The 20,558-nt window shown below is 69.3% G+C and carries 21 protein-coding genes and 1 tRNA gene; 13 read left to right on the forward strand and 9 right to left on the reverse strand.

The features are described 5' to 3' along the window. Positions 1 to 3: 3 nt before the first annotated feature. The 3 genes from rph to hemW are packed head-to-tail and all read left to right on the forward strand — an operon-like array spanning position 4 to position 2,505. Positions 4 to 726, forward strand: a complete 723-nt coding sequence (rph, locus tag NYP07_RS10465; RefSeq protein WP_268150088.1) for a ribonuclease PH — start codon at positions 4 to 6, stop codon at positions 724 to 726. Continuing rightward, positions 723 to 1,328, forward strand: a complete 606-nt coding sequence (rdgB, locus tag NYP07_RS10470; protein ID WP_268150090.1) for an RdgB/HAM1 family non-canonical purine NTP pyrophosphatase — start codon at positions 723 to 725, stop codon at positions 1,326 to 1,328. The genes rph and rdgB overlap by 4 nt, the downstream gene beginning before the upstream one ends. Positions 1,329 to 1,341: 13 nt before the next feature. Further along, the gene (gene hemW / locus NYP07_RS10475; RefSeq protein WP_268150312.1) at positions 1,342 to 2,505 is read left to right on the forward strand and encodes a radical SAM family heme chaperone HemW; all 1,164 of its coding nucleotides are present in this window, start codon (positions 1,342 to 1,344) and stop codon (positions 2,503 to 2,505) included. Positions 2,506 to 2,513: 8 nt separating this feature from the next. On the opposite strand, the gene NYP07_RS10480 is transcribed toward hemW, so the two are convergent. The 3 genes from NYP07_RS10480 to NYP07_RS10490 are packed head-to-tail and all read right to left on the reverse strand — an operon-like array spanning position 2,514 to position 5,124. After that, positions 2,514 to 3,599 carry a protein-glutamate methylesterase/protein-glutamine glutaminase gene (locus NYP07_RS10480; protein ID WP_268150092.1) on the reverse strand — a complete coding sequence of 362 codons (1,086 nt, stop codon included), beginning with the start codon at positions 3,597 to 3,599 and terminating at the stop codon, positions 2,514 to 2,516. A gap of 10 nt (positions 3,600 to 3,609) precedes the next feature. Then, a complete protein-coding gene (cheD, locus tag NYP07_RS10485) occupies positions 3,610 to 4,269 on the reverse strand; it encodes a chemoreceptor glutamine deamidase CheD (protein ID WP_268150094.1) in 660 nt (219 codons plus the stop codon). Between the two features lie 3 nt (positions 4,270 to 4,272). Next, on the reverse strand, positions 4,273 to 5,124 hold the full coding sequence (locus NYP07_RS10490; protein ID WP_268150096.1) for a CheR family methyltransferase: 852 nt from the start codon (positions 5,122 to 5,124) through the stop codon (positions 4,273 to 4,275). A gap of 237 nt (positions 5,125 to 5,361) precedes the next feature. Between NYP07_RS10490 and NYP07_RS10495 the strand changes: the two genes are divergently transcribed. The 3 genes from NYP07_RS10495 to NYP07_RS10505 all read left to right on the forward strand — a co-directional run bounded on the left by NYP07_RS10495 (position 5,362) and on the right by NYP07_RS10505 (position 7,451). Then, complete coding sequence (locus NYP07_RS10495) at positions 5,362 to 6,072, forward strand: GGDEF domain-containing protein (protein ID WP_268150098.1); 711 nt, start codon at positions 5,362 to 5,364, stop codon at positions 6,070 to 6,072. After that, positions 6,069 to 6,899: a MinD/ParA family protein gene (locus NYP07_RS10500; RefSeq protein WP_268150100.1), complete on the forward strand. Its 831-nt coding sequence runs from the start codon at positions 6,069 to 6,071 to the stop codon at positions 6,897 to 6,899. Before NYP07_RS10495 ends, NYP07_RS10500 begins: the two co-directional genes overlap by 4 nt. Positions 6,900 to 7,058: 159 nt before the next feature. Continuing rightward, positions 7,059 to 7,451 carry a group II truncated hemoglobin gene (locus tag NYP07_RS10505; protein WP_268150102.1) on the forward strand — a complete coding sequence of 131 codons (393 nt, stop codon included), beginning with the start codon at positions 7,059 to 7,061 and terminating at the stop codon, positions 7,449 to 7,451. Positions 7,452 to 7,453: 2 nt separating this feature from the next. On the opposite strand, the gene NYP07_RS10510 is transcribed toward NYP07_RS10505, so the two are convergent. After that, positions 7,454 to 8,092, reverse strand: coding sequence for a Smr/MutS family protein (locus tag NYP07_RS10510; RefSeq protein WP_268150104.1), 639 nt, complete (start codon positions 8,090 to 8,092; stop codon positions 7,454 to 7,456). Continuing rightward, positions 8,089 to 8,763: a RadC family protein gene (gene radC, locus NYP07_RS10515; RefSeq protein ID WP_268150106.1), complete on the reverse strand. Its 675-nt coding sequence runs from the start codon at positions 8,761 to 8,763 to the stop codon at positions 8,089 to 8,091. Before radC ends, NYP07_RS10510 begins: the two co-directional genes overlap by 4 nt. A gap of 42 nt (positions 8,764 to 8,805) precedes the next feature. On the opposite strand from radC, the gene NYP07_RS10520 reads away from it, so the two are divergent. The 6 genes from NYP07_RS10520 to NYP07_RS10545 all read left to right on the forward strand — a co-directional run bounded on the left by NYP07_RS10520 (position 8,806) and on the right by NYP07_RS10545 (position 14,689). After that, the gene (locus NYP07_RS10520; RefSeq protein WP_268150108.1) at positions 8,806 to 9,249 is read left to right on the forward strand and encodes an FKBP-type peptidyl-prolyl cis-trans isomerase; all 444 of its coding nucleotides are present in this window, start codon (positions 8,806 to 8,808) and stop codon (positions 9,247 to 9,249) included. Beyond that, complete coding sequence (gene ispH / locus NYP07_RS10525) at positions 9,249 to 10,226, forward strand: 4-hydroxy-3-methylbut-2-enyl diphosphate reductase (RefSeq protein WP_268150110.1); 978 nt, start codon at positions 9,249 to 9,251, stop codon at positions 10,224 to 10,226. Before NYP07_RS10520 ends, ispH begins: the two co-directional genes overlap by 1 nt. 75 nt (positions 10,227 to 10,301) lie before the next feature. Further along, on the forward strand, positions 10,302 to 11,603 hold the full coding sequence (gene serS, locus NYP07_RS10530; RefSeq protein ID WP_268150112.1) for a serine--tRNA ligase: 1,302 nt from the start codon (positions 10,302 to 10,304) through the stop codon (positions 11,601 to 11,603). Between the two features lie 210 nt (positions 11,604 to 11,813). After that, positions 11,814 to 11,904: transfer RNA gene (locus NYP07_RS10535), tRNA-Ser, on the forward strand. A gap of 552 nt (positions 11,905 to 12,456) precedes the next feature. Then, positions 12,457 to 13,992 carry a tyrosinase family protein gene (locus NYP07_RS10540; RefSeq protein WP_268150114.1) on the forward strand — a complete coding sequence of 512 codons (1,536 nt, stop codon included), beginning with the start codon at positions 12,457 to 12,459 and terminating at the stop codon, positions 13,990 to 13,992. Continuing rightward, positions 13,958 to 14,689 (forward strand): copper chaperone, encoded by a 732-nt coding sequence (locus NYP07_RS10545; protein ID WP_268150116.1) that lies wholly within the window; start codon positions 13,958 to 13,960, stop codon positions 14,687 to 14,689. Before NYP07_RS10540 ends, NYP07_RS10545 begins: the two co-directional genes overlap by 35 nt. 280 nt (positions 14,690 to 14,969) lie before the next feature. Here the strand turns inward: NYP07_RS10545 and NYP07_RS10550 are convergent, their stop codons facing one another. Genes NYP07_RS10550 through NYP07_RS10560 form a run of 3 tightly spaced genes read right to left on the reverse strand, consistent with a single transcriptional unit; the run spans position 14,970 to position 18,552 of the window. Next, complete coding sequence (locus NYP07_RS10550) at positions 14,970 to 16,061, reverse strand: M14 family metallopeptidase (protein ID WP_268150118.1); 1,092 nt, start codon at positions 16,059 to 16,061, stop codon at positions 14,970 to 14,972. Beyond that, positions 16,058 to 17,332 carry an MFS transporter gene (locus tag NYP07_RS10555; protein ID WP_268150120.1) on the reverse strand — a complete coding sequence of 425 codons (1,275 nt, stop codon included), beginning with the start codon at positions 17,330 to 17,332 and terminating at the stop codon, positions 16,058 to 16,060. Before NYP07_RS10555 ends, NYP07_RS10550 begins: the two co-directional genes overlap by 4 nt. A gap of 8 nt (positions 17,333 to 17,340) precedes the next feature. Then, the gene (locus NYP07_RS10560) at positions 17,341 to 18,552 is read right to left on the reverse strand and encodes a porin (RefSeq protein ID WP_268150122.1); all 1,212 of its coding nucleotides are present in this window, start codon (positions 18,550 to 18,552) and stop codon (positions 17,341 to 17,343) included. Positions 18,553 to 18,700: 148 nt separating this feature from the next. Between NYP07_RS10560 and NYP07_RS10565 the strand changes: the two genes are divergently transcribed. After that, positions 18,701 to 19,609 carry a LysR family transcriptional regulator gene (locus NYP07_RS10565; protein ID WP_268150124.1) on the forward strand — a complete coding sequence of 303 codons (909 nt, stop codon included), beginning with the start codon at positions 18,701 to 18,703 and terminating at the stop codon, positions 19,607 to 19,609. Positions 19,610 to 19,695: 86 nt separating this feature from the next. Here NYP07_RS10565 and NYP07_RS10570 read toward each other — a convergent pair whose 3' ends face one another. Further along, complete coding sequence (locus NYP07_RS10570; protein WP_276597194.1) at positions 19,696 to 20,535, reverse strand: AraC family transcriptional regulator; 840 nt, start codon at positions 20,533 to 20,535, stop codon at positions 19,696 to 19,698. Positions 20,536 to 20,558: the final 23 nt, after the last annotated feature.

A 20,558-nucleotide genomic window follows, 5' to 3' on the forward strand; every position in this document is an offset into this window, starting at 1 on the left:
GCCATGACCAAGACCTTCACGCGCAGCGCGGGCCGCGCTGCCAATCAATTGCGCCCGGTGCGCATCACCCGCAACTACACCGTCCACGCCGAGGGTTCGGTGCTGATCGAGTTCGGCGCCACCAAGGTGCTCTGCACCGCCTCGGTCGAGGAGCGCGTGCCGCCGCACAAGCGCGGCTCGGGCGAGGGCTGGGTGACGGCCGAGTACGGCATGCTGCCGCGCGCCACCCACACGCGCGGCGACCGCGAGGCCGCCAAGGGCAAGCAGAGCGGGCGCACGCAGGAGATCCAGCGCCTCATCGGCCGCTCGCTGCGCGCCGTGTTCGACCTCGCGCTTCTCGGCGAGCGCACGATCACGCTGGACTGCGACGTGCTGCAGGCCGACGGCGGCACGCGCACGGCCGCCATCACCGGCGCCTTCGTCGCGGCCCGCGATGCGGTGGACAGGCTGCTGGCCGACGGCAGGATCGCCGCGTCGCCGATCAAGGACGCGGTCGCCGCGATCTCGGTCGGCCTCGTCGACGGCGTGCCGCTGCTCGACCTGGAATACATCGAGGATTCGGCCTGCGACACCGACATGAACGTCGTCATGACCGGCGCCGGCGGCTTCGTCGAGCTGCAGGGCACGGCCGAGGGCGTCGTCTTCACGCGCGACGAGATGAGCGCGTTGCTGGATCTGGCCGACAAGGGCATCGGCGAGTTGCTCGAATTGCAGAAGCAGGCATGAAGCTCGTCCTCGCCTCCAACAACGCGAAGAAGCTCGTCGAGCTGCAGGCGCTGTTCGCGCCGCTCGGCGTCGAACTGGTCGCCCAGGGCAGCCTCGGCATCGCGGAGGCCGAGGAACCCTTCGAGACCTTTGCCGAGAACGCGCTGGCCAAGGCCCGCCATGCGGCCCGCGCCAGCGGCCTGCCGGCCCTGGCCGACGACTCGGGCCTGAGCGTCGACGCGCTGGGCGGTGCGCCCGGCGTGCGCTCGGCCCGCTATGCGCTGGACGCCGGCGGCGAGAAGGGCGACGCGGCCAACAACGAGCGCCTGCTGCGCGAACTGGCCGGCCGCGAGGACCGCACAGCCCGCTTCGTCTGCGCGCTGGTGGCCGTGCGCGGCGCGGCCGACCCCGAGCCGCTGGTCGCGATGGGCCGCTGGCCCGGCCGCATCCTGACCGCGCCGCGCGGCACCGGCGGCTTCGGCTACGACCCGCTGATGTTCATCCCGCCGCTGTGCCGCGCCGTGGCCGAACTCGGCGCCGGCGAGAAGAACATCCACAGCCACCGTGCGCTGGCTGCCGGAGAACTTGTGCGCCAGATGCGCGAGGTCTGGAAGCTTGGCTGATCTCTTGAATTTGATGCGCCCGGGCACGCTGCAGCTGCCCGCGCTGCCGCCGCTGGCGCTCTATGTGCACCTGCCCTGGTGCCTGCGCAAATGCCCCTACTGCGATTTCAACTCGCACGAAGTCAAGGATGGGGCACTGGCGGCCGACACGGCCGCGGCCTATCTCGCCGCGCTGCGTACCGATCTGGAGGCGGCGCTGCCGCTGATCTGGGGCCGGCCGGTCGTCAGCATCTTCATCGGCGGCGGCACGCCCAGCCTGTTCGACCCTGGGCAGATCGCGCAGCTGATCTCCGACGTCCGCGCCCGCCTGCCGCTGGAGGCCGGCTGCGAGATCACGCTGGAGGCCAACCCCGGCACCTTCGAGCGCGAGCGCTTCCGGGGCTTTCGCGAGGCCGGCGTCACGCGGCTGTCGGTGGGGGTACAGAGCTTCGACGACGCGCAGTTGAAGAAGCTCGGCCGCGTGCACAGCGCCGGCCAGGCGCGCGAGGCCCTGGCCGAGGCGGCGTCGGCCTTCGAGACCTTCAACCTCGACCTGATGTATGCGCTGCCCGGCCAGACGCTGGACGACCTGGCGCTTGAGCTGGACACGGCGCTCGCTTTCAAGCCGCCCCATCTGTCCATCTACCACCTGACCATCGAGCCCAACACGGTGTTCGCGACGCGCACGCCGGCCGGCCTGCCCGACCCCGACCTCGCCAGCGACATGCTGGACCGGATCGCACGCAAGACCAGCGCCGCAGGCCTGTCGCGCTACGAGGTCTCGGCCTTCGCCCGCGACGGCCACCGCTGCGCGCACAACCTGAACTACTGGCAGTTCGGCGACTACCTCGGCATCGGCGCTGGCGCGCACAGCAAGCTCAGCTTCCCGAACCGCGTGCTGCGCCAGGTGCGCTGGCGCGAGCCGGCGGCCTTCATGGCCCAGGCCGACAAGGTCAGCAACGAGCACGAGGTCGCGCGCAAGGATCTGCCCTTCGAGTTCATGCTGAACGCGCTGCGGCTGAAGGAGGGCGTAGCGCTGGTGCAGTACCTGGAGCGCACCGGCCTGCCGCCGTCCAGCATCGCCAGCGCGCTGGAGACGGCGCGCGCCCGCGGCCTGCTCGCGGCCGACCCGGCGCGCATCCGGCCGACCGAGCGCGGCTTCGACTTCCTCAGCGATCTGCAGCAGCTGTTTCTGTGAGCCGCTGATCAGACGCGGTTGATCGACAGGCCGGCCGTCGCGCGCAGGCGCTCCAGTACCTTGGCGGCGATCTGGTTCAGCGGCAGCACCTCGTCGGCCGCGCCGGCCGCAATGGCCTCGCGCGGCATGCCGAAGACGACGCAGCTGGCCTCGTCCTGGCAGTAGTTGTAGGCGCCGGCGTCCTTCATGACCTTCATCGCGCGGGCGCCGTCGGCGCCCATGCCGGTCAGCATGATGCCGATCGCGTTCGGGCCGACGACCTTGGCGGCCGACAGGAACAGCGCCTCCACCGACGGCTTGTGGCGGTTGATGGGTTCGCCGTCCTGCACGCGGGCGATGTAGTTGGCGCCGCTGCGCTCCACGGTCAGGTGCAGGCCGCCTGGCGCGATATAGCCGTGGCCGGGCAGGATGCGTTCGCCGTCCTGGGCCTCCTTCACGCGGATCTTGCACAGGCCGTCCAGCCGCGCCGCATAGCTCTTCGTGAAGCCGGGCGGCATGTGCTGGGTGATGACGACCGCGGGGCTGTCGGCCGGCAGGTTGACGAGCACGTCCTTGGTCGCCTCGGTGCCGCCGGTGGACGCGCCGATGAAGAGGATCTTCTCGGTCGAGGCCTTGCCCAGGCTGGCCATCGTGACGGCCCTGGCCGGCGCGGCGGGCGCTCCCGGCGCCGGCGCGGCGGGTGCGCGGCGGATGTGGGCCTTGGACGCGATGCGGATCTTGTCCGTGATGTCCTGGGCCAGCTGGCGGATGCCGTCGGCCACGCCGATCTTGGGCTTGGCGACGAAGTCGATCGCGCCCAGCTCCAGCGCCTTCAGCGTGACCTCGGCACCGCGCTCGGTCAGCGTGGACACCATCACCACCGGCATCGGCCGCAGCCGCATCAGGCGCGACAGGAAATCCAGCCCGTCCATGCGCGGCATCTCGACGTCCAGCGTGATGACGTCGGGGTTGAGGCTGCGGATCATCTCGCGGGCGACCAGCGGGTCGGACGCCGCGCCGATGCATTCCATGTCGGGCTGGCGGTTGATGATCTCGGTGAGGATGGAGCGCACCAGCGCCGAATCGTCCACCACCACGACCTTGGTCTTGGCCATGGGCGTCTCCTTAGAACAGGTCGATGGAGCCGCCGCTGCTGGCGACGGGCTGCACCTTCTGGATGGCGGCGCGGTCCTGCTGGACCAGCGCGTCGGTATTCGTCGGCGCGAGGCGCTTGACCATGGCCTTGCCGCTGGCCGGCAGGAAGCAGACCTTGCGCGGGTAGACGTCCATCACGTCCTTGGACACGATGGGAATGCGCTCCAGCTTCAGGTAGTCGATGACGAAGTTGGTGTTGCGCTCGCCGACGTTGAGCGAGTTCATGCCCGAGATGACGGCGCCGCCGCCGAAGATCTTGGCCTCCATGCGCGCCTTGCTGGCGCCGCGCTTCATCATCTCGTTGATCAGCAGCTCCATCGCGAAGCTGCCATAGCGGCCCGAGTCGCCATTGCCCTCGGGCAGCATGAAGTGGTTCATGCCGCCGATCCTGGCGACGCGGTCCCACAGGCAGGCCGCGATGCAGGAGCCCAGCGTCGTCATGACGAGCAGGTCCTCCTGGTCGACGAAATATTCGCCCGGCAGGATCTTGACGGCGGCGTTCTTGAAATGCGCGTCGTAGAAGAAGAACGCGGCCTCGCCCTGCTTGCGCGGCTGGGCCTTGAGCTGGTTGACCTTGGCGAGCGCGGCGGGGTTACCGAGGGTCGATGCAGAGGCGAGGGGCGTACTCATGGATCAGACCCGTTCGTAGATCGTCTTGCCGCGCAGCTTGAACAGGTCGCGCGATTCGGTGAAGTTCTCGGAGTGGCCGACGAAGAGCAGGCCGCCCGGGCGCATGACGCGATGGATGCGCTCCAGCACCTTGCGCTGCGTGGTGGCATCGAAATAGATCATCACGTTGCGGCAGAACACCATGTGGAAGGGGTCGCCGAGCTGCCACTGCTGGTCCATCAGGTTCAGCGCGCGGAACTCGACCCAGCGCTGCAGCTCGGGCTTCACGCGGATCTTGCCGGCATTGGCGCCCGTGCCGCGCATGAAGAAGTTCTTCAGCCGCGTCGCGTCCAGGCCGCGGGAGTCGGCGTTGTAGACGCCGCGCTTGGCCGTGGCCAGCACATGGGTGTCGATGTCGCTCGCGACCAGCTGCACCGAGGCGCCGGGCCCGAGGGCCTCGCTGCAGGTCATCAGGATGGAATAGGGCTCCTCGCCGGTCGAGGCCGCGCAGCACCAGATGCGCACGGGCTTGCCGGCGAAGGGCCGGAGGTCTTCCTTCAGCGCGTGGAAGTGATGTTCCTCGCGGAAGAAGGAGGTCAGGTTGGTCGTCAGGCAGTTGACGAACTCCTGCCACTCGACGGCGCCCGACGGGCCGCTCGACGATTCCAGCCACTGCAGATAGCTCGCGAAGCTCTTGTGCCCGGTCTCGCGCAGCCGGCGCGACAGCCGGCTGTAGACCATCGCATGCTTGCCGTCGTGCAGGCTGATGCCGGCATGCTTGTAGATCAGCTCGCGCACGCGGTCGAAATCGGCCTTGCTGAAGCTGAACTCGTGATCGACGGAGTCGCCGCCGTGGGCGAGGTCGGGTGCGGGCATGTCTCAATAATCAGATTTGTTGGTGCCCGCAGCAGTTCTGGCGTTGGCGCACAGATTCTGCACCGCGGGCCGTTCGTCCGGCCCCTGTCCGGCCCAGCATAGTGCAAACAGCCCGCGGGAACGTGCCTGTTTCACGGCCTGGGCCGGCGCGGCCCGCTGCTAGACTGCCTTGGAACCGCGCCCCACTTTCATCCGTCCCGCCCGCAGCCTTTGGAACACCGCCCGCCCGCTCCCCTGATGATCGATGCCCACCGGCTCGATCTGGATCAGGCTCTGCAACTGCTGCAGCAGGCCGGGGCCCTGCTGCCGGACGAGGCCCCGCACAGCGCCCCGTGGCTGCAGGCCGTGCTGAACGCGCTGTGTGACCTGTCCAGCAGGGACGCGCTGACCGGCCTCGTGAACCGCCGCAGCTTCGAGATGGCCCTGTCCCGCGAGGTCGACCGCGTCGCACGCGCCGGTGAGCCGGCCCTGCTGCTGATGCTGGACATCGACCATTTCAAGGCCGTCAACGACACCCACGGCCACGGCGTCGGCGACCAGGTCATCCGCGCTGTGGCCGGTGCCGTCGCGCAGACCGTGCGGCCGATGGACCTCGTCGCCCGCGTCGGTGGCGAGGAGTTCGCCATCATCCTGCCCAATTGCGCGACGCATGTGGGCCTGGCCGTGGCCGAGCGGGTGCGCGAGCGCGTCTCCGAGCTCAGCATCGAGGTCGGGCCCGGGCAGATGCTCGGCGTCACCGTCAGCCTGGGCGGTGCGTTCGCGCCGCCGTGGGTGCGTTCGTCGGCGCTGCTGTGGACGGAGCGGGCCGACCGCCAGCTCTACCGCGCCAAGGCCGAGGGCCGCAACCGCGCCTGCCTCGAACCCCAGATCGACTCCCTGGTCAGCGCCGAAGAAAAGGGCATGCTGTTTTCTCCGCTGAATTCAGACCTGCAACAGGACAGCCCATGAGCACGACCTCCGATCCTGCTGCTTCCGCCTCGTCGCCGGCCCAGCCGGCCCAACCGCCGCGCCCCGCGCGCAGCGGTGCCCACACGCTCGCCGTCACCAGCGGCAAGGGCGGCGTCGGCAAGACCTTCGTCACCGCCAACCTCGCCGCGGCTCTGGCTGCGCGCGGCCAGAAGGTGCTGGTGCTGGACGCCGACCTCGGCCTCGCCAACCTCGACGTGGTGCTCAACCTGCACCCCAAGCTGACGCTGCACGACGTCTTCACCGAGAAGGCCACGCTGGAACAGGCCATCCTGCCCGCGCCCGGCGGCTTCTCCGTGCTGCTGGCCGGCTCCGGCATGGTCGAGTATTCGCGCCTGACGCCCGAGGTGCGCGACAAGCTGCTGCACATCATCGACCTCGTCAAGCCGCGCTTCGACTGGGTGCTGCTCGACACCGGCGCCGGCATTTCCGATGTCGTGCTGTACGCGATCTCGCTGGCGACCGACGTGCTCGTCGTCGCGACGCCCGAGCCCACGTCCCTCACCGACGCCTACGCCACCATCAAGGTGCTGGCCACGCAGCAGGAGCGCCGCCAGGTGGGCCTGCTCGTCAACCAGGCCAACCGCGTCGGCGAGGGCAAGCTGATCTGCGGCCAACTGCAGCAGGTGCTGCAGCGCTTCGTCGGCCCGGTGCCGGGCCAGGGCTTCCGGCTCGAACTGCTCGCCGAGGTCAAGGCCGACCCGGCCGTCAAGCAGGCCGTGCTGAAGCGCCAGCTGATGCTGGAGCACTACCCCGGCTGCGACGCGGCCCAGGCCATCAAGGCCCTGGCCTCCAAACTCCTTGGCTGAACTGACGCCCCTCGCCCAGTCTCGCCTCGCTGAACGCGGGCGCCCCTGGTCGGTCCCCCGTGGGGACGGCGATGTTCGCGGCATCGAGCCGCGAACACATCGCCTCACGCGGGCCGGCTTGGGAGCGGCCCTGCGCTCGGCCCGCAACTGCCAGCGCCTATGGATGTGAACGCCGCCACCGCCTTCGAGTGGATCGGCGGCGAGGCGCGCGTGCGCGAACTCGTCGACCGCTTCTACGACCTGATGGACCTGGAGCCGGCCTACGCGAAGCTGCGCGCGGCCCATGGCGACAGCCTGGACAGCGCGCGCGACAAGCTGTTCTGGTTCCTGTGCGGCTGGCTGGGCGGGCCCGACCACTACATCAGCCGCTTCGGCCACCCGCGGTTGCGCGCGCGGCATCTGCCGTTTCGCATCGGCATCGCCGAGCGCGACCAGTGGCAGGCCTGCATGGGCCAGGCGATGCAGGAAGTAGATGTGGACCCGGCCCTGCAGGCGCGCCTGGCCGAGTCCTTCGCGGGCACCGCCGACTGGATGCGCAACGTCGGCGGCTGACTTCAGCCGGCCAGCAGCACCATCAGCGCACCGGCGCCGCCATCGCTGGCGCGTGCCTGCACGAAGGCCAGCACCTCGTTCTTCTGCACCAGCCAGCGCCGCACGCGGCCCTTGAGCACCGGCTCGCGGCCCGGCGAGCCATGGCCCTTGCCGTGCACGACGCGCACGCAGCGCAGGCCGCGCCGGACGCTGTCGTGGATGAACAGGCCCAGCGCCTCGCGCGCCGCGTCGCGGCGCAGGCCGTGCAGGTCCAGCTGGGCCTGCAGCGCCCAGTGGCCGCGGCGCAGCTTGCGCACGACTTCGACGGCGATGCCCTCGCGGCGGAAGGACAGGGTCTCGTCGGTGTCCAGCAGCGTGTCGATGTCGATCTCGTCCGACAGCGCCTGCAGCAGCACGGCGCGCTCGTCGGCCTCGCGCTGGCGCGGCTCTGGGGCGGGCTGCTGGCGCTCGTGCAGCACGCGGTCCACGCGGCGCAGCGGCGTCACGGGGCCGACGCTCAGCTCGAAGGCACGCCTTTCCTGCTCGGCCAGCCGGGCCGCGGCGGCACGGCGCTCGCGCTCCAGTTCGGCCGCCAGCCGCGCGCTGGCCAGCTCGCGGGCCAGCGGCTTCAGGTCGGCGAAGCTGCGAGCCACCTTGCTCACATCAGCCCCCGCTCGGCCAGGGACACGACCTCGCCGGCACCGACGACGAGGTGGTCGACGACGCGCACATCCACCAGCGCCAGCGCCTGGCCGAGCTGGCGGGTCAGCAGCTCGTCGGCCTTGGACGGTTCGGCATGGCCGCTGGGGTGGTTGTGGGCCAGGATGGCCGCCGCCGCGCCCAGCGCCAGCGCGCGCTTGACGACCTCGCGCGGATGCACCGTCGTGGACGTCAGCGAGCCCTGGAACAGCGTCTCCATCGCAATCAGCTTCAGCTGCGCGTCCAGGAAGAGCACGGCGAAGACCTCGTGGCCCAGGCCGCCCAGTTGCAGGCGCAGATAGGTCTTGACCGTGTCGATGTCGTTCAGCGCCGGCTTCTCGGCGAGCCGCTGGTTCAGCGAGCGCCGCGCGATCTCCAGCACGGCGGCGATCTCGGCGCGCTTGGCCGGCCCCAGGCCCTTGACCTTGCCCAGGTCCTGCACGTCGGCGGCCAGCAGCCCGGCCCAGCCGCCGAAGCGGTCCAGCAGGCTCTGGGCCAGCTGCAGCACCGGCGTGCCCTGGATGCCGGTGCGCAGCAGCAGGGCCAGCAGCTCGGCGTCCGCCAGCGCCTGCGGGCCGCGGGCGAGCAGCTTCTCCCGCGGTCGGGCTTCAGGGGGCAGGTGGGTCAGCGACATAAAATCGGCCGCAGTCTAGCCAAGCGTTTGCCTCTTCCTCGCATGAACCCCATCCAGGCCGGGTCCTTCCTGACCCTGCATTACCGGCTCACGGGCCCGGACGGTGCCGACATCGTCAATACCTTCGGTGCCTTGCCCGCCACGCTGTCGCTCGGCGCGGGCCAGCTGTCGCCGGCCATCGAGGCGCGCCTGATCGGCCTGCCCGAGGGCGCGCACGAGCGCTTCGAGCTGGCGCCGGGCGAGGCCTTTGGCGACCGCAACCCCGAGCTGCTGCAGCGCGTGAAGCTGGCGCTGCTGCGCCAGCTGGGCGACCCGGACGAGGTCTACCACGTCGGCGACGTCGTGCAGTTCCCCGGCCCGGACGGGCAGGGCGGCTATGCCGGCGTCGTGCGCGAGCTGGGCGAGGAGGCGCTGCTGTTCGACTTCAACCACCCGCTCGCCGGCCAGCCGGTCAGTTTCGAAGTCCAAGTGATAGGGGTGCTGTGATGAGCGTTGCCCAGCAAACCCAGGAAGTGCTGCTGGCCGAGCCGCGCGGCTTCTGCGCCGGCGTGGACCGCGCCATCGAGATCGTCGAGCGCGCGCTGCTCAAGTTCGGCGCGCCCATCTATGTGCGCCACGAGATCGTGCACAACACCTATGTCGTCAACGATCTGAAGTCGCGCGGCGCCATCTTCATCGAGGATCTGGCCGAGGTGCCGGCCGGCGCGACGCTGGTGTTCAGCGCCCACGGCGTCAGCCAGGAGGTGCGCCGCGAGGCCGCCGCGCGCGGCTTCAACGTGTTCGACGCGACCTGCCCGCTGGTGACCAAGGTCCACGTCGAGGTGGCCAAGCTGCACCGCGAGGGCTTCGAGTTCATCATGATCGGCCACAAGGGCCACCCCGAGGTCGAGGGCACGATGGGCCAGCTGTCCGACGGGATCTACCTCGTGGAGGAAGTCGAGGACGTGGCCAAGGTCCAGGTCAACGACCCGAGCAAGCTGGCGGTCGTCACGCAGACGACGCTGAGCGTGGACGACGCGGCCGAGATCCTCGCCGAGGTGAAGCGCGTGTTCCCGCAGGTGCGCGAGCCCAAGAAGCAGGACATCTGCTACGCCACGCAGAACCGCCAGGACGCCGTCAAGCTGCTGGCGCCGCAGGTGGACGTCGTCATCGTCGTCGGCAGCCCGACCAGTTCCAACAGCAACCGCCTGCGCGAGCTGGCCGAGCGCCTGGGCACCCCGGGCTACATGGTCGATGCCGCCGAAGACCTCAAGCCCGAATGGCTGGAGAACCGCCCGCGCGTGGGCCTGACGGCCGGCGCGTCGGCGCCCGACGTGCTGGTGCAGGCCGTCATCGACCGGCTGCGCGAGTTCGGCGCGACGACCGTGCGCAGCCTTCCCGGCGTGGAAGAGCATGTGCGCTTTCCGCTGCCCATGGGTCTGGGCGACAAGTCCATGGCCGAGGTGAGTTCCTCCCGATCTTGATGCCGATGCCACACGCATCCGGCGGCGCCTGACATCGGCGCCGCTTTCGTATCCGATTCCTGAAGGTTGATTCCCATGCTCGACATCACCCAACTGCGCAAGGACCTCGATGCCGTCATCGAGCGCCTGAACGCGCGCAAGAACCCCCAGACCTTCCTCGACGTGGAGCGCTTCAAGGCGCTCGAAGCCTCCCGCCGTGGCGTGCAGACCCGCACCGAGGAACTGCAGGCCCGCCGCAATGCGCTGTCCAAGCAGATCGGCATGGCCAAGGGCAAGGGCGAAGACGCCTCGGCGCTGATGGTCGAGGTCGGCGGCATTGCCGACGAGCTGAAGGCCGGCGCCGAGCGCCTGGAAGCCATCCAGCACGAGCTGAACGACATGCTGATGGGCGTGCCCAACCTGCCCGACGCCAGCGTGCCGGCCGGCGCGGACGAGGCCGGCAACGTCGAGGTGCGCCGCTGGGGCCAGCCGCGCACGTTCGACTTCGACGTCAAGGACCATGTCGACCTCGGCGCGCCGCTGGGCCTGGACTTCGAGACCGGCGCCAAGCTGTCGGGCTCGCGCTTCAGCTTCCTGAAGGGCCCCGTCGCCCGTCTGCACCGCGCGCTCGCGCAGTTCATGCTCGACGTGCAGACGACGGAGCACGGCTACACCGAGTGCTACACGCCCTACATCGTCAACCGCGAGATCCTCGAGGGCACGGGCCAACTGCCCAAGTTCAAGGAAGACATGTTCTGGGTGCTGCGTGGCGGCGACGACGAGCAGGGCGAGCAGTACCTGATCTCGACCTCGGAAATCTCGCTGACCAACACCGTGCGCGACAGCGTGCTCAAGGCCGAGGACCTGCCGGTCAAGTTGACCGCCCACAGCCCGTGCTTCCGCTCGGAGGCGGGCTCGGCCGGCCGCGACACCCGCGGCATGATCCGCCAGCACCAGTTCGACAAGGTCGAGATGGTCCGCATCGAGCAGCCCGAGCACAGCATGGCCGCGCTGGAGGAGATGACCGGCCACGCCGAAGCAGTGCTGCAGAAGCTCGGCCTGCCCTACCGCACCATGCTGCTGTGCAGCGGCGACATGGGCTTCGGCTCGACCAAGACCTACGACCTCGAGGTGTGGCTGCCGGCGCAGAACACCTACCGCGAGATCAGCTCCTGCTCGAACATGGGCGCCTTCCAGGCCCGCCGCATGCAGGCGCGCTTCAAGAATGCCCAGGGCAAGAACGAATTGGTGCACACGCTGAACGGCTCCGGCCTGGCCGTGGGCCGCACGCTGGTGGCAGTGCTGGAAAACTATCAGCGAGCCGACGGCAGCGTCGAGGTGCCGGAAGTGCTCCGCCCATACATGGGCGGAGTGTCGGTGCTTGCACCGACGCGCTGAGAGTTTGGGCGCAGGCTAACTTCGCGCAGCGAAGTTAAGCGCAGCGGGGGCCGCAGCCAGAACTGCCAGAACGCCGATGGCAGCATCACCGTGCCCGAGGCACTGCGCCCCTGCATGGGCGGCACGACACGCTGCGCGCCTGAGTTGATGGCGGGGACGAAAAGCTGGCTATAATGGTCGGCTTCACTCGCACCAAAGCGCACCGAATCAGGAGAGGTGGCAGAGTGGTCGAATGTACCTGACTCGAAATCAGGCGTACGGTATCCCCGTACCGAGGGTTCGAATCCCTCCCTCTCCGCCAAGACAGCTTGTCAATCAAGCACTTAGGCCACCGCAAGGTGGCCTATTTCATTTCTGCCGTACGTCGCGGTGACCCGCGATTTACCGCTGTTCTGCAGCGACTTTTCCCTCTGCGCTTTCCCGTTGGCTCCCGACGCCATGAAGCCGTCGAGCGAGGCGGATAGTGCCGGGATGTTCGGACAGCTTTTTGATGACCATGTCGGCAGATCCCCAGTTCCCCGGCCGCCTGGCCCAGGCTTTCGGGACACGGGGCGCAAGTCAGACCGTCCGGAGAACGGCATTGCCGGCAAGTCTGGTCCGTTGGGAATGGCGTACGACCGAGCCGAGTTCATGGATCAGCGCAGGCAGATGATGGACATCTGGGCCGACTACTTGGAACGCTTGGCGGGATGAGGGCAACCGCGTCGCCACCGGGCGGCGCTCTGTGGGACACCGGCTGAAGCGCAGCTTCACAGTGGCCATCTGACGTCGCACCCTCCGCATTTCTAATGATGTGGGTGCCAGCGTGCCTGCCCATACTTGCCGACGCTCCGAGCCACCTGAAGGAGACGTTATGGCCAATGTGCGGAAGAACGTGTGGGAACTGGGCACACCGTGGGCGCCAGAGATTCTTTGGTATGCACGGGCTGTGAAAGTGATGAAGGCCCGTCCGTTGAAGGATCGACTGAGCTGGCGCTTTTATGGTGCGATCCATGGATTCAACGCGTCGGCCTGGGCTGCTGCCGGGCAGCCTGCGAAGGCTGCAGACCTGCCCTCCAAGACAGATCAAGCACAGTTTTGGAAGCAGTGCCAGCACGGCAGCTGGTATTTCCTGCCCTGGCACCGCGGCTACCTGCTGGCCTTTGAAAAGGTGGTGCGCGCGGCCATGGCTACGCTACCGGGCGCGCCCGCCAACTGGATGCTGCCCTACTGGAACTACTTCAAGCCTGGGCAGAATCAACTGCCTGCCGAATTCGCGTCCAAGTCGTGGCCCGACGGCGCGAATGACAATCCGCTATTCGAGGCCGCGCGCTACGGCCCCAATGACGACGGCAAGGTGTTTGTGGACTTCACCGGCCCCTACGCTGTGGAAGAGGGCACGGCGTTCAAGGATCTCGCCTTCATCGGTGGGGCCGATGGCGGTTCGCCAGGCTTTGGCGGTCCCGAGACCGACCGTTTCACCCACGGCGGCGGCACCCATGGCGGGCTGGAGCACCAGCCACACGACATGGTGCATGTGAACGTGGGCGGGATCAACAAGGTCGGCTTGATGACGGACCCCGACACGGCGGGCTTGGACCCCGTCTTCTGGCTGCACCATGCCAACGTCGACCGGCTCTGGGAGGTCTGGAAATCGGTGCCCGATGTGCAGGGCGACCCGAAAAGCCCCAAGTGGCTCGGCGGCCCCGCCAGCAGCCATGGCGGGCGAGCCTTTGTCATGCCCCTGCCGGACGGCTCGGCCTGGACCTACGTCCCAGCCGATATGGAAAACCTCTCCGACCTGCAGTACACCTATGACAATCTGGCTCTGCCCACAGGTCTTGCACTGCCGGCCCAGCGCTTCGAGCGCCTGGGAGCTAGCGCGACGCAGGCCCAGGCGTTGCAGAAAAAGGTGAACGCCATGAGCCGCAGCGTCAATCTCCTCGGAGCGAGCGACACGCAGCTGAGGCTCGCCGGCATGGGAGGCACCACGCGCGTGACGCTGCATCCGCCGGTCCAGAAGAAGCTAGCCGCTTCGCTGACCGCTGCGCCACAGGCTGTGCCGGGCCGCGTCTATCTGAACCTGGAGAACGTGCGCGCCAAGCGTGATGGCGCGGTATTCACCGTCTACATCAACCTGCCCCACGGCGCCGACCCCGCCAAACATCCCGAGTTGCGGGCCGGCAGCATCGCCCTCTTTGGCGCGCGGGCGGCCAGCGAAACCGACGGCGAACATGCGGGCGAAGGTCTGAGCTTCTCGCTCGACATTTCCTCCATCGTCGATGTCCTGCACCAGGCGCAAGACCTTGACGCCGGCAAGTTGGACGTACAGCTTGTGCCGCGCAACCCCCTGCCGGAAGAGGCGCAGGTCACCATTGGGCGAATCGGTGTCTATTTGCAAGAAGGATAGAGCGCCGCTGGCGCTGGCGCTGCTGTCCCTTGCAGCGGCGCTGGTGCTGGCTTCGGGGGCCGGAGAGTTGGCTCTGGGCATATGCAGCGCGGGGCTGGACATGTTCGCGCTTGCGGCGCTCGGCGTGGCGGGTGCTGAAAGACAACTCGCCCTCCACTGGTTGCTCATGCTGGCCACCATGACGCCGCTGTTGCTCGTCGCCCCGGTGCGTCATTTGTGGCTGCGCAGCTTGGCCGACCGTCGCGCGCTCTTGCTCGGCCTCTTCGTCGCAAGCTACCTTACGGTGTGGATGGTCGCAGGGCTACCCTTGATGCTCGCCGCACAGGCCATCAAGGCCGCAAGCGCCAACGCCCTTCCATGGACGCTCGCGTTGGCGCTGCTTTGGCAAATGTCCCCCGCCAAGCAGGCCTGCCTGAACCGCTGCCACCGCCGTCCGTCCCTGCCGGCCTTTGGTCCTGCCGCGGCGCGTGCTGTGCTGGCCTATGGTATTGGGCAAGGTCTGTGGTGCCTGGGCGCCTGCTGGCCGCTCATGCTCGCGCCACTCGTCTTGGAGCGCGGCATGATCGTCGTGATGGCGGCTTGCACGCTATTCGTGATGACGGAGCGCATGGAGCCGCCCGCGCCGCTGGCTTGGCGGTGGCGGGGAACGAGGACAGCGGCGAGATGGGTTGCGGCGCGATGGGGCAGAGGTGCGTGAAGGGGGAGTAATTCCTTGACCCGCGAATGATTGCGGGGCGGCCGAGCACTTCCGCGACAAGAAAGCCCGCCAGGGCGGGCTTGTGACTGACGCAGGCACTCAGGCAATCTAGTCGGATCCACCGCCGGCCGTCGTGTCCCGGTCGGTGCATGGTCTTCTCGAACGAATCGGGCCTTGAGTGTCGTGGCTATTTTTGGGGGTATGCCGGCCATCTCAATGGCGAATAGCCGGTGGCAATGCGGCGTATGTCGAATGATCTGGAGCTGGAGTCGGTTGCCATTCAGTCCAGCGGTGTCGCCAGCCCGGCCAGCGCCTGGCCCACGACCTCGCGGCCCTGGGTCAGCACGGCCTGCTTCCAGGCCGCCGTCTCGACGTAGAAGGCCGCGCGCAGGCGCCGGCGCACGCGGGCAGCGGTGGCCTCGTCCGCACCGGGGTTGCGGTGGAGCCAGTGGTCGGCGCGCAGCGCGTCCAGCACCTGGCGACCGGGCAGGGTGCCATATTCCAGCGTCAGGCCGTTGTACTCGGCCTGCGGGCAGGCGCGCATCACGCCGATATCCAGCGTGCCGCCCAGCAGGGCCGACGAGGAATTGCCCTCGGCCGTGCTGGTGACCTGCGGCCCCCACCAGCGCCGCGCCCGCGCGATGGCCTCCGGCCCCGGCGCGCCCTTGTAGATGCGCTCGCCGACGCCCGGCGGCCCGAGGCCGGTGTGCACGTCGATCCAGGCCATGCGGCGGCATTGCCGGCCGTGGGCGGCCAGGATGTCGAGCAGGCGCAGATGGCTCCAGCTCGGCGCGTGGCCGGCGAAGAACAGGCCCCGCGCATCCTCGTGCTGGCCGCGCGAGATGGCCGCCTGCACATGCCGGCGGCCCTTGCGCGCCAGTTGCAGCATCAGCCCGAGCTGGCTGCCCAGCGTCGGCGGGCAGCGGCGCGGCAGCAGCAGCGGCGCCAGCGCGAGGTAGTCGGGGTTGGCCGGCAGCGGCGCGGCGAAGTCGCGGAAATTGCGGTTCAGGTCGACGTTCTCGTGCGTGACGCGGCGCTCCCACGAGAAGCCATGCGGGTTCAGCGCATGCAGGTAGAGCACGGCCAGGCCGGCGCGCTCGCAGCGTGCCTGCCAGGATGCATCGCGCAGCAGGTCCACCTGCAGGCCCGAGCCGCAATAGCCCTCGATGCCGTGGCAGCCGCTGCTGACGATGAGCAGATGGCGCGCGTCCGCGGCCCCGAGGCGGGCCACGTCGATGGCCAGCTCCTCGCCCTGGCGGCCGCGCAGCGGGTGGACATGGCTCTGCACGGCGAGGCCGCGCAGCTCGCAGGCCTGCAGGAACTTCTCGCGCGCCTCGGCATAGCTGCCGGAAAAACTGTCGAGGTCCATCATCGAGCCCGCTCCGTCGCTTCGGCCGCTTCGGGCACGTGGCGCAGGCGGCTGCGCTCGGGGTCGATCAGGGCCAGGCCGAGCAGCCCGCCGGCGATCAGCGCGAGGCCGATGCCGCCCAGCGCGAGCTCGAAGCCGGCGGCGATGTGCCCGCCCTGCCAGGCCACGGCCTGGCCCACGAGATGCGGCGCCAGCATGCCGGCGCTGGTCATCAGGCCGATGTGGATGGCCAGCAGGCTGCCGCGCTGGCGCGGCGGCGCGAAGAAGGCGACGATGGTGTTGGAGAAGGCCGGCGTCAGATTGACCAGCACGCTGCCCAGCGCGAACAGCAGCAGCAGCGGTAGCCGCTCCAGGCTCAGGAAGCCGATGGCCGACAGGGCCAGGCCGGCCGCGATGCAGGCCAGCATGGGCGGCCAGACCATCGCGCGGCGCACGCGGGCACCGCGCTGCAGCGCGCGCTGCGACAGGCTGGACACCACCAGGTTCATCACGATGACGCCCAGCGTCGCGGCCATCACCAGATAGCCTGACTGCATCGGCGTCATGCCCAGGCCGCGCTGCAGATAGACCGGCACCCAGCTGTAGATGAGCGCATTGGGCAGATAGGTGCAGAAGCCCGCCAGCGTGATGAAGACGAAGCTGCGGTCGCGCAGCAGATGGCGGTAGAGCGCCGGCGCCTGGCTGCTGCCGGCCGCGTCGTCGTGGCCGCCCTCGCGCCCCTGCCACAGCCACAGCAGCAGCCACAGCAGGCCGACGCCGGCCAGCAGCAGATAGGCCGCACGCCAGCCCAGTCGCTGGATCAGCAGCGGCAGCAGCAGCGCGCCGCTGATCGCGCCCAGCATCAGGCCGACCTGGATCAGCGCCGAGGGCAGCACGCGCTCGCGCGGCGCGAACCATTTGAAGCAGGCGTGCTGGGTCACGGCCGTGCCGGGGCCGCAGCCGGCGCCCAGCAGCATGCGGCTGGCCACCAGGGCCGTGAAGCTCTGGCTGAAGGAGGTCAGCAGCTGCGCCAGCATCCAGACCAGCGACATGATCGACAGGATCCAGCGCGAGGCCCAGCGGTTGGCCGCGAAGCCGACGATCAGCCCGGCGAGCGAGTATAGGAAAAAGAAGGCGCTGCCCACGAAGCCGAACTGCTGCGGCGTCAGCCCCAGCTCGTCGATGATCTGGGGGCCGGCGAAGGCGAAGATGGACTTGTCCAGCACGCTGATGACCATCACGGCCATCAGCAGGGCCACCACCAGGCGGCGTCCTCGGGCGGGGGCTGCGCTCATCACCCGGCTCAGAAGTGGACGAACATGCCGAGCGAGGCGGTGCGCGCCTCGATGCCGGGCTGGGCGTTGCTGCTGGCCGGCAGCAGCGGCAGCGTGGCGTTGTTCAGCACGACGGTCGAGGCGCCGAAGTTGCGCAGCACGCCGGCGCGGGCATACAGGCCCACGCTGCGCGAGAACTCGTAGTCATAGCCGGCCATCCAGCCCAGCGCCGAGCTCTCCACCTCCTGCTTGGTCACGTTGCTGCGCACGCCGCGGGTATCGCGGTAGACCAGGGACAGGCGCCAGATGTGGCGCTCCTGCGGCAGGATCATGCCCAGGGAATAGACATCGGCCCGGCCGCCGGTGGCCGTCTTCAGCTGCGAGCGGTTGACGGCGGCGGACAGCACCAGATCGCCCGCGTCGTAGATGCCGGCCAGGCCGCTGACGTCGGTGCGCACCGCGCTCATCGTGCTGGTGTCCACGCCGAAGACCTGGTTGTAGCTGGCGGCGCCGTACCAGGGGCCGTGGATCAGAGTCGTGACCACGCCCTTGTTGTAGGTGCGGTTGTAGCTGGCCGTGTTGGCGCCCGGCGCGTAGAGCAGCTTCAGGTCCACGCCGGCGACGCGCGGCGAGGTGTAGCTGATGGCGCGCGGTACGCGGGTCGTGACCTGGGAGGCGCCGTTGCCGAGATCGCTGTTCGTGCCGACCGGGCTGGTCGCGCTCAGGCCCGGCGTCACGGCGCTCTTCTGCACGATGGCGCTGGCCAGCCAGTAGGTCATCGAATTCGTCGACACGACGCCGAAGGGGTCGACGAAGAGGGGCAGGCTCACGCCCAGCTGGTTGCCCAGGCGCAGCGTGCCGTAGTCCCTGGACTTCAGGCCCACCCAGGCCGCGCGGTCCCAGAACTGGCTGGCGTTGGCGGTGCCGGTGTCGGTCTGCAGGCCGGCCTCGAGGTTGAACTCGGCACGCAGGCCGCTACCCAGGTCCTCGCGGCCATAGATGCCGAACTTGGAGGTGTAGGCGCCGCCGCTCTGTTCCTTCTTCAGGCTGGCGGCATGCTCGGTCTGGGTCAGGTTCAGGCCCGCGTCGACGCTGCCGTAGAGGCTGAACTTGTTGTCGCCGGCCGCGCCGCTGTACTCGGGGTATTTGGACAGCTGCTTGAACAGATAGGGCTCGGCCTGCGCGGCGCTGAAGAGGGCGCTGAGGCACAGGGTGGCCAGGGTGGCTTGAGGCTTTTTCATGGAGTTTGGCTCGGGGTTGGACGAATTGGGTACCCGCCGCGAGGCAGGGACGGGCCGCCGCCGCGTACCCGCACTCTGATGAAGCCAGTGCGAAGCAACAATCAAATTGCATTTATATTGATAAACATCATTTATCAGTGCGTTTCAGTTGAAGCAGCATCAGCTCGTCGCCCTCGTCGCCGTGGCCGACCACGGCGGCATCCATGCCGCGGCCCGGGCGCTGCACCTGACGCAGCCCGCCGTCACCCGCGCGCTGCGCGACCTGGAGACCGAGGTGGGCACGCCGCTGCTGCAGCGCCAGTCGCGTGGCGTCGTGCTGACGGCCGAGGGCCAGGTGCTGCTGGCGCGGGCGCGGCTCATCGTGCGCGAACTGCAGCGCGCCGAGGAGGACATGGGGCAGTTGCGCGGCCGCCGCGGCGGGCGGCTGGTGATCGGCGTGACGCCGCTGGCCGGCCTGACCATCGTGCCCAAGGCCTTTGCCCGCTTCCGCCAGGCCTGGCCCGAGGTGGCGCTGGACTTCGTCGAATGCACGCCCGAGCAGCTCCACGAGAACCTGCACAACAGCCGGCTGGACTTCGCCGTCGGCTCGACCACCGCACCGCAGGGCGACACGACGCTGCGCTGGGAGCCGCTGTTCTCGCTGCCCACGGCCTTCGGCGTGCGCCGCGACAGCCCGCTGGCCGCCAGCCGCAGCCTCGCCGAGCTGCAGGGCGCCGAGTGGATTCACACCGACGTCAGCGGCCGCTTCCCGGCCCTGCTGGCCGAGCTGTTCGCACGCGAGGGTCTGGCGCCGCCGGCACGCGTGACGCGCTGCACCTCGCAGGCCCTGTTCCACAGCCTGGCGATGGAGAACGACGTCGTGTTCTTCTGGTCGCTGTTCGCGATCGGCATGCCCGAACTGCGCCAGCGCTTCAGCGCCCTGCCGCTGGGGCTGACCCTGCCGCGCCTGAGCATGAGCCTGCTGGTGCACGAGGACAGCCTGCTGACCCGTGCGGCGGACTATTTCATCCGCTGCATCCGCGAGGTCGCGCGCGAGGAGTGGACGGCGCTGGACTGAAATCCTGTTCTGCGTTTCCCCAAGGGCGCCCGTCGGCGGCCGGCAAGGCCTTGCAGCAACTGCTGGGAAGGCAGCCCGGCCCGCGCCTACCCGTCGCGCTGCAGCCAGGCGCGGGGCGACTGGCCCGTCTGCTGCGTGAAGCGCCGGCTCAGCGCCGACGCGTTGGCGTAGCCGAGTTCCGCGGCCAGGGCCTTGAGCGGCTTGCCGGCGCGCAGTTCGCTGCGCGCGATGGCCAGGCGCCACTGCGACAGATAGTCGGCCGGCGTCTGCCCGACGGCCGCCTTGAAGGCCGGCGCGAAGCGGCTGCGCGACATGCCGGCCTCGGCCGCCATGCCCTCCAGGCTCCAGACCACGCCGGGCCTCGCGTGCAGGGCCGTCAGCGCGCGGGCCAGGCGCGGGTCGCTCAAGCCGCGCAGCAGGCCCAGCGGCAGCACCGCGTCGCGCTGGTCCAGCATCCAGCGCAGCAGCTGCAGCAGCAGCACCTCGAAGAGCCGGTCGGCCAGCAGGCGCTGGCCGCAGCGCACGCGCTCCGCTTCGCCGAACAGCAGGGCCAGCGTCGCGGCGATGCCATCCACCCGGGCCAGCGGCAGCACCACCAGCGGCGGCAGCGCCCGCACGAGCGGATGGGCCACGCCGGCGTCGAAGTCCAGCGTCGCGCAGACGAAGTCCGAGCCCTCGGCCGGCGCGTTGTGGAAGTCGTGGGCCAGCGGCCGGGGGTAGAAGACCAGGCTGGGCTCGCTGACGACGATGCGTTCGACGAGGCCGCTGCCGGCCGCGTGGCGGATCTCCATCTCGCCGTTGCGCATCACATGCAGGAAGCTGCGGCCGGGCTGGGCGTCGAATTGCGTCACGCCGCACAGCGGCCCGGCGTGGAAGAGGCGGGCCCGCACACGAAAGCGCTCGAACAGCGGGCTCAGGCGGTCCAATGGGGTTTCTTGGATCACGAGAC

It is taken from the genome of Pelomonas aquatica, from assembly GCF_026712205.1.
Taxonomy (GTDB): Bacteria; Pseudomonadota; Gammaproteobacteria; order Burkholderiales; family Burkholderiaceae_C; genus Pelomonas; species Pelomonas aquatica.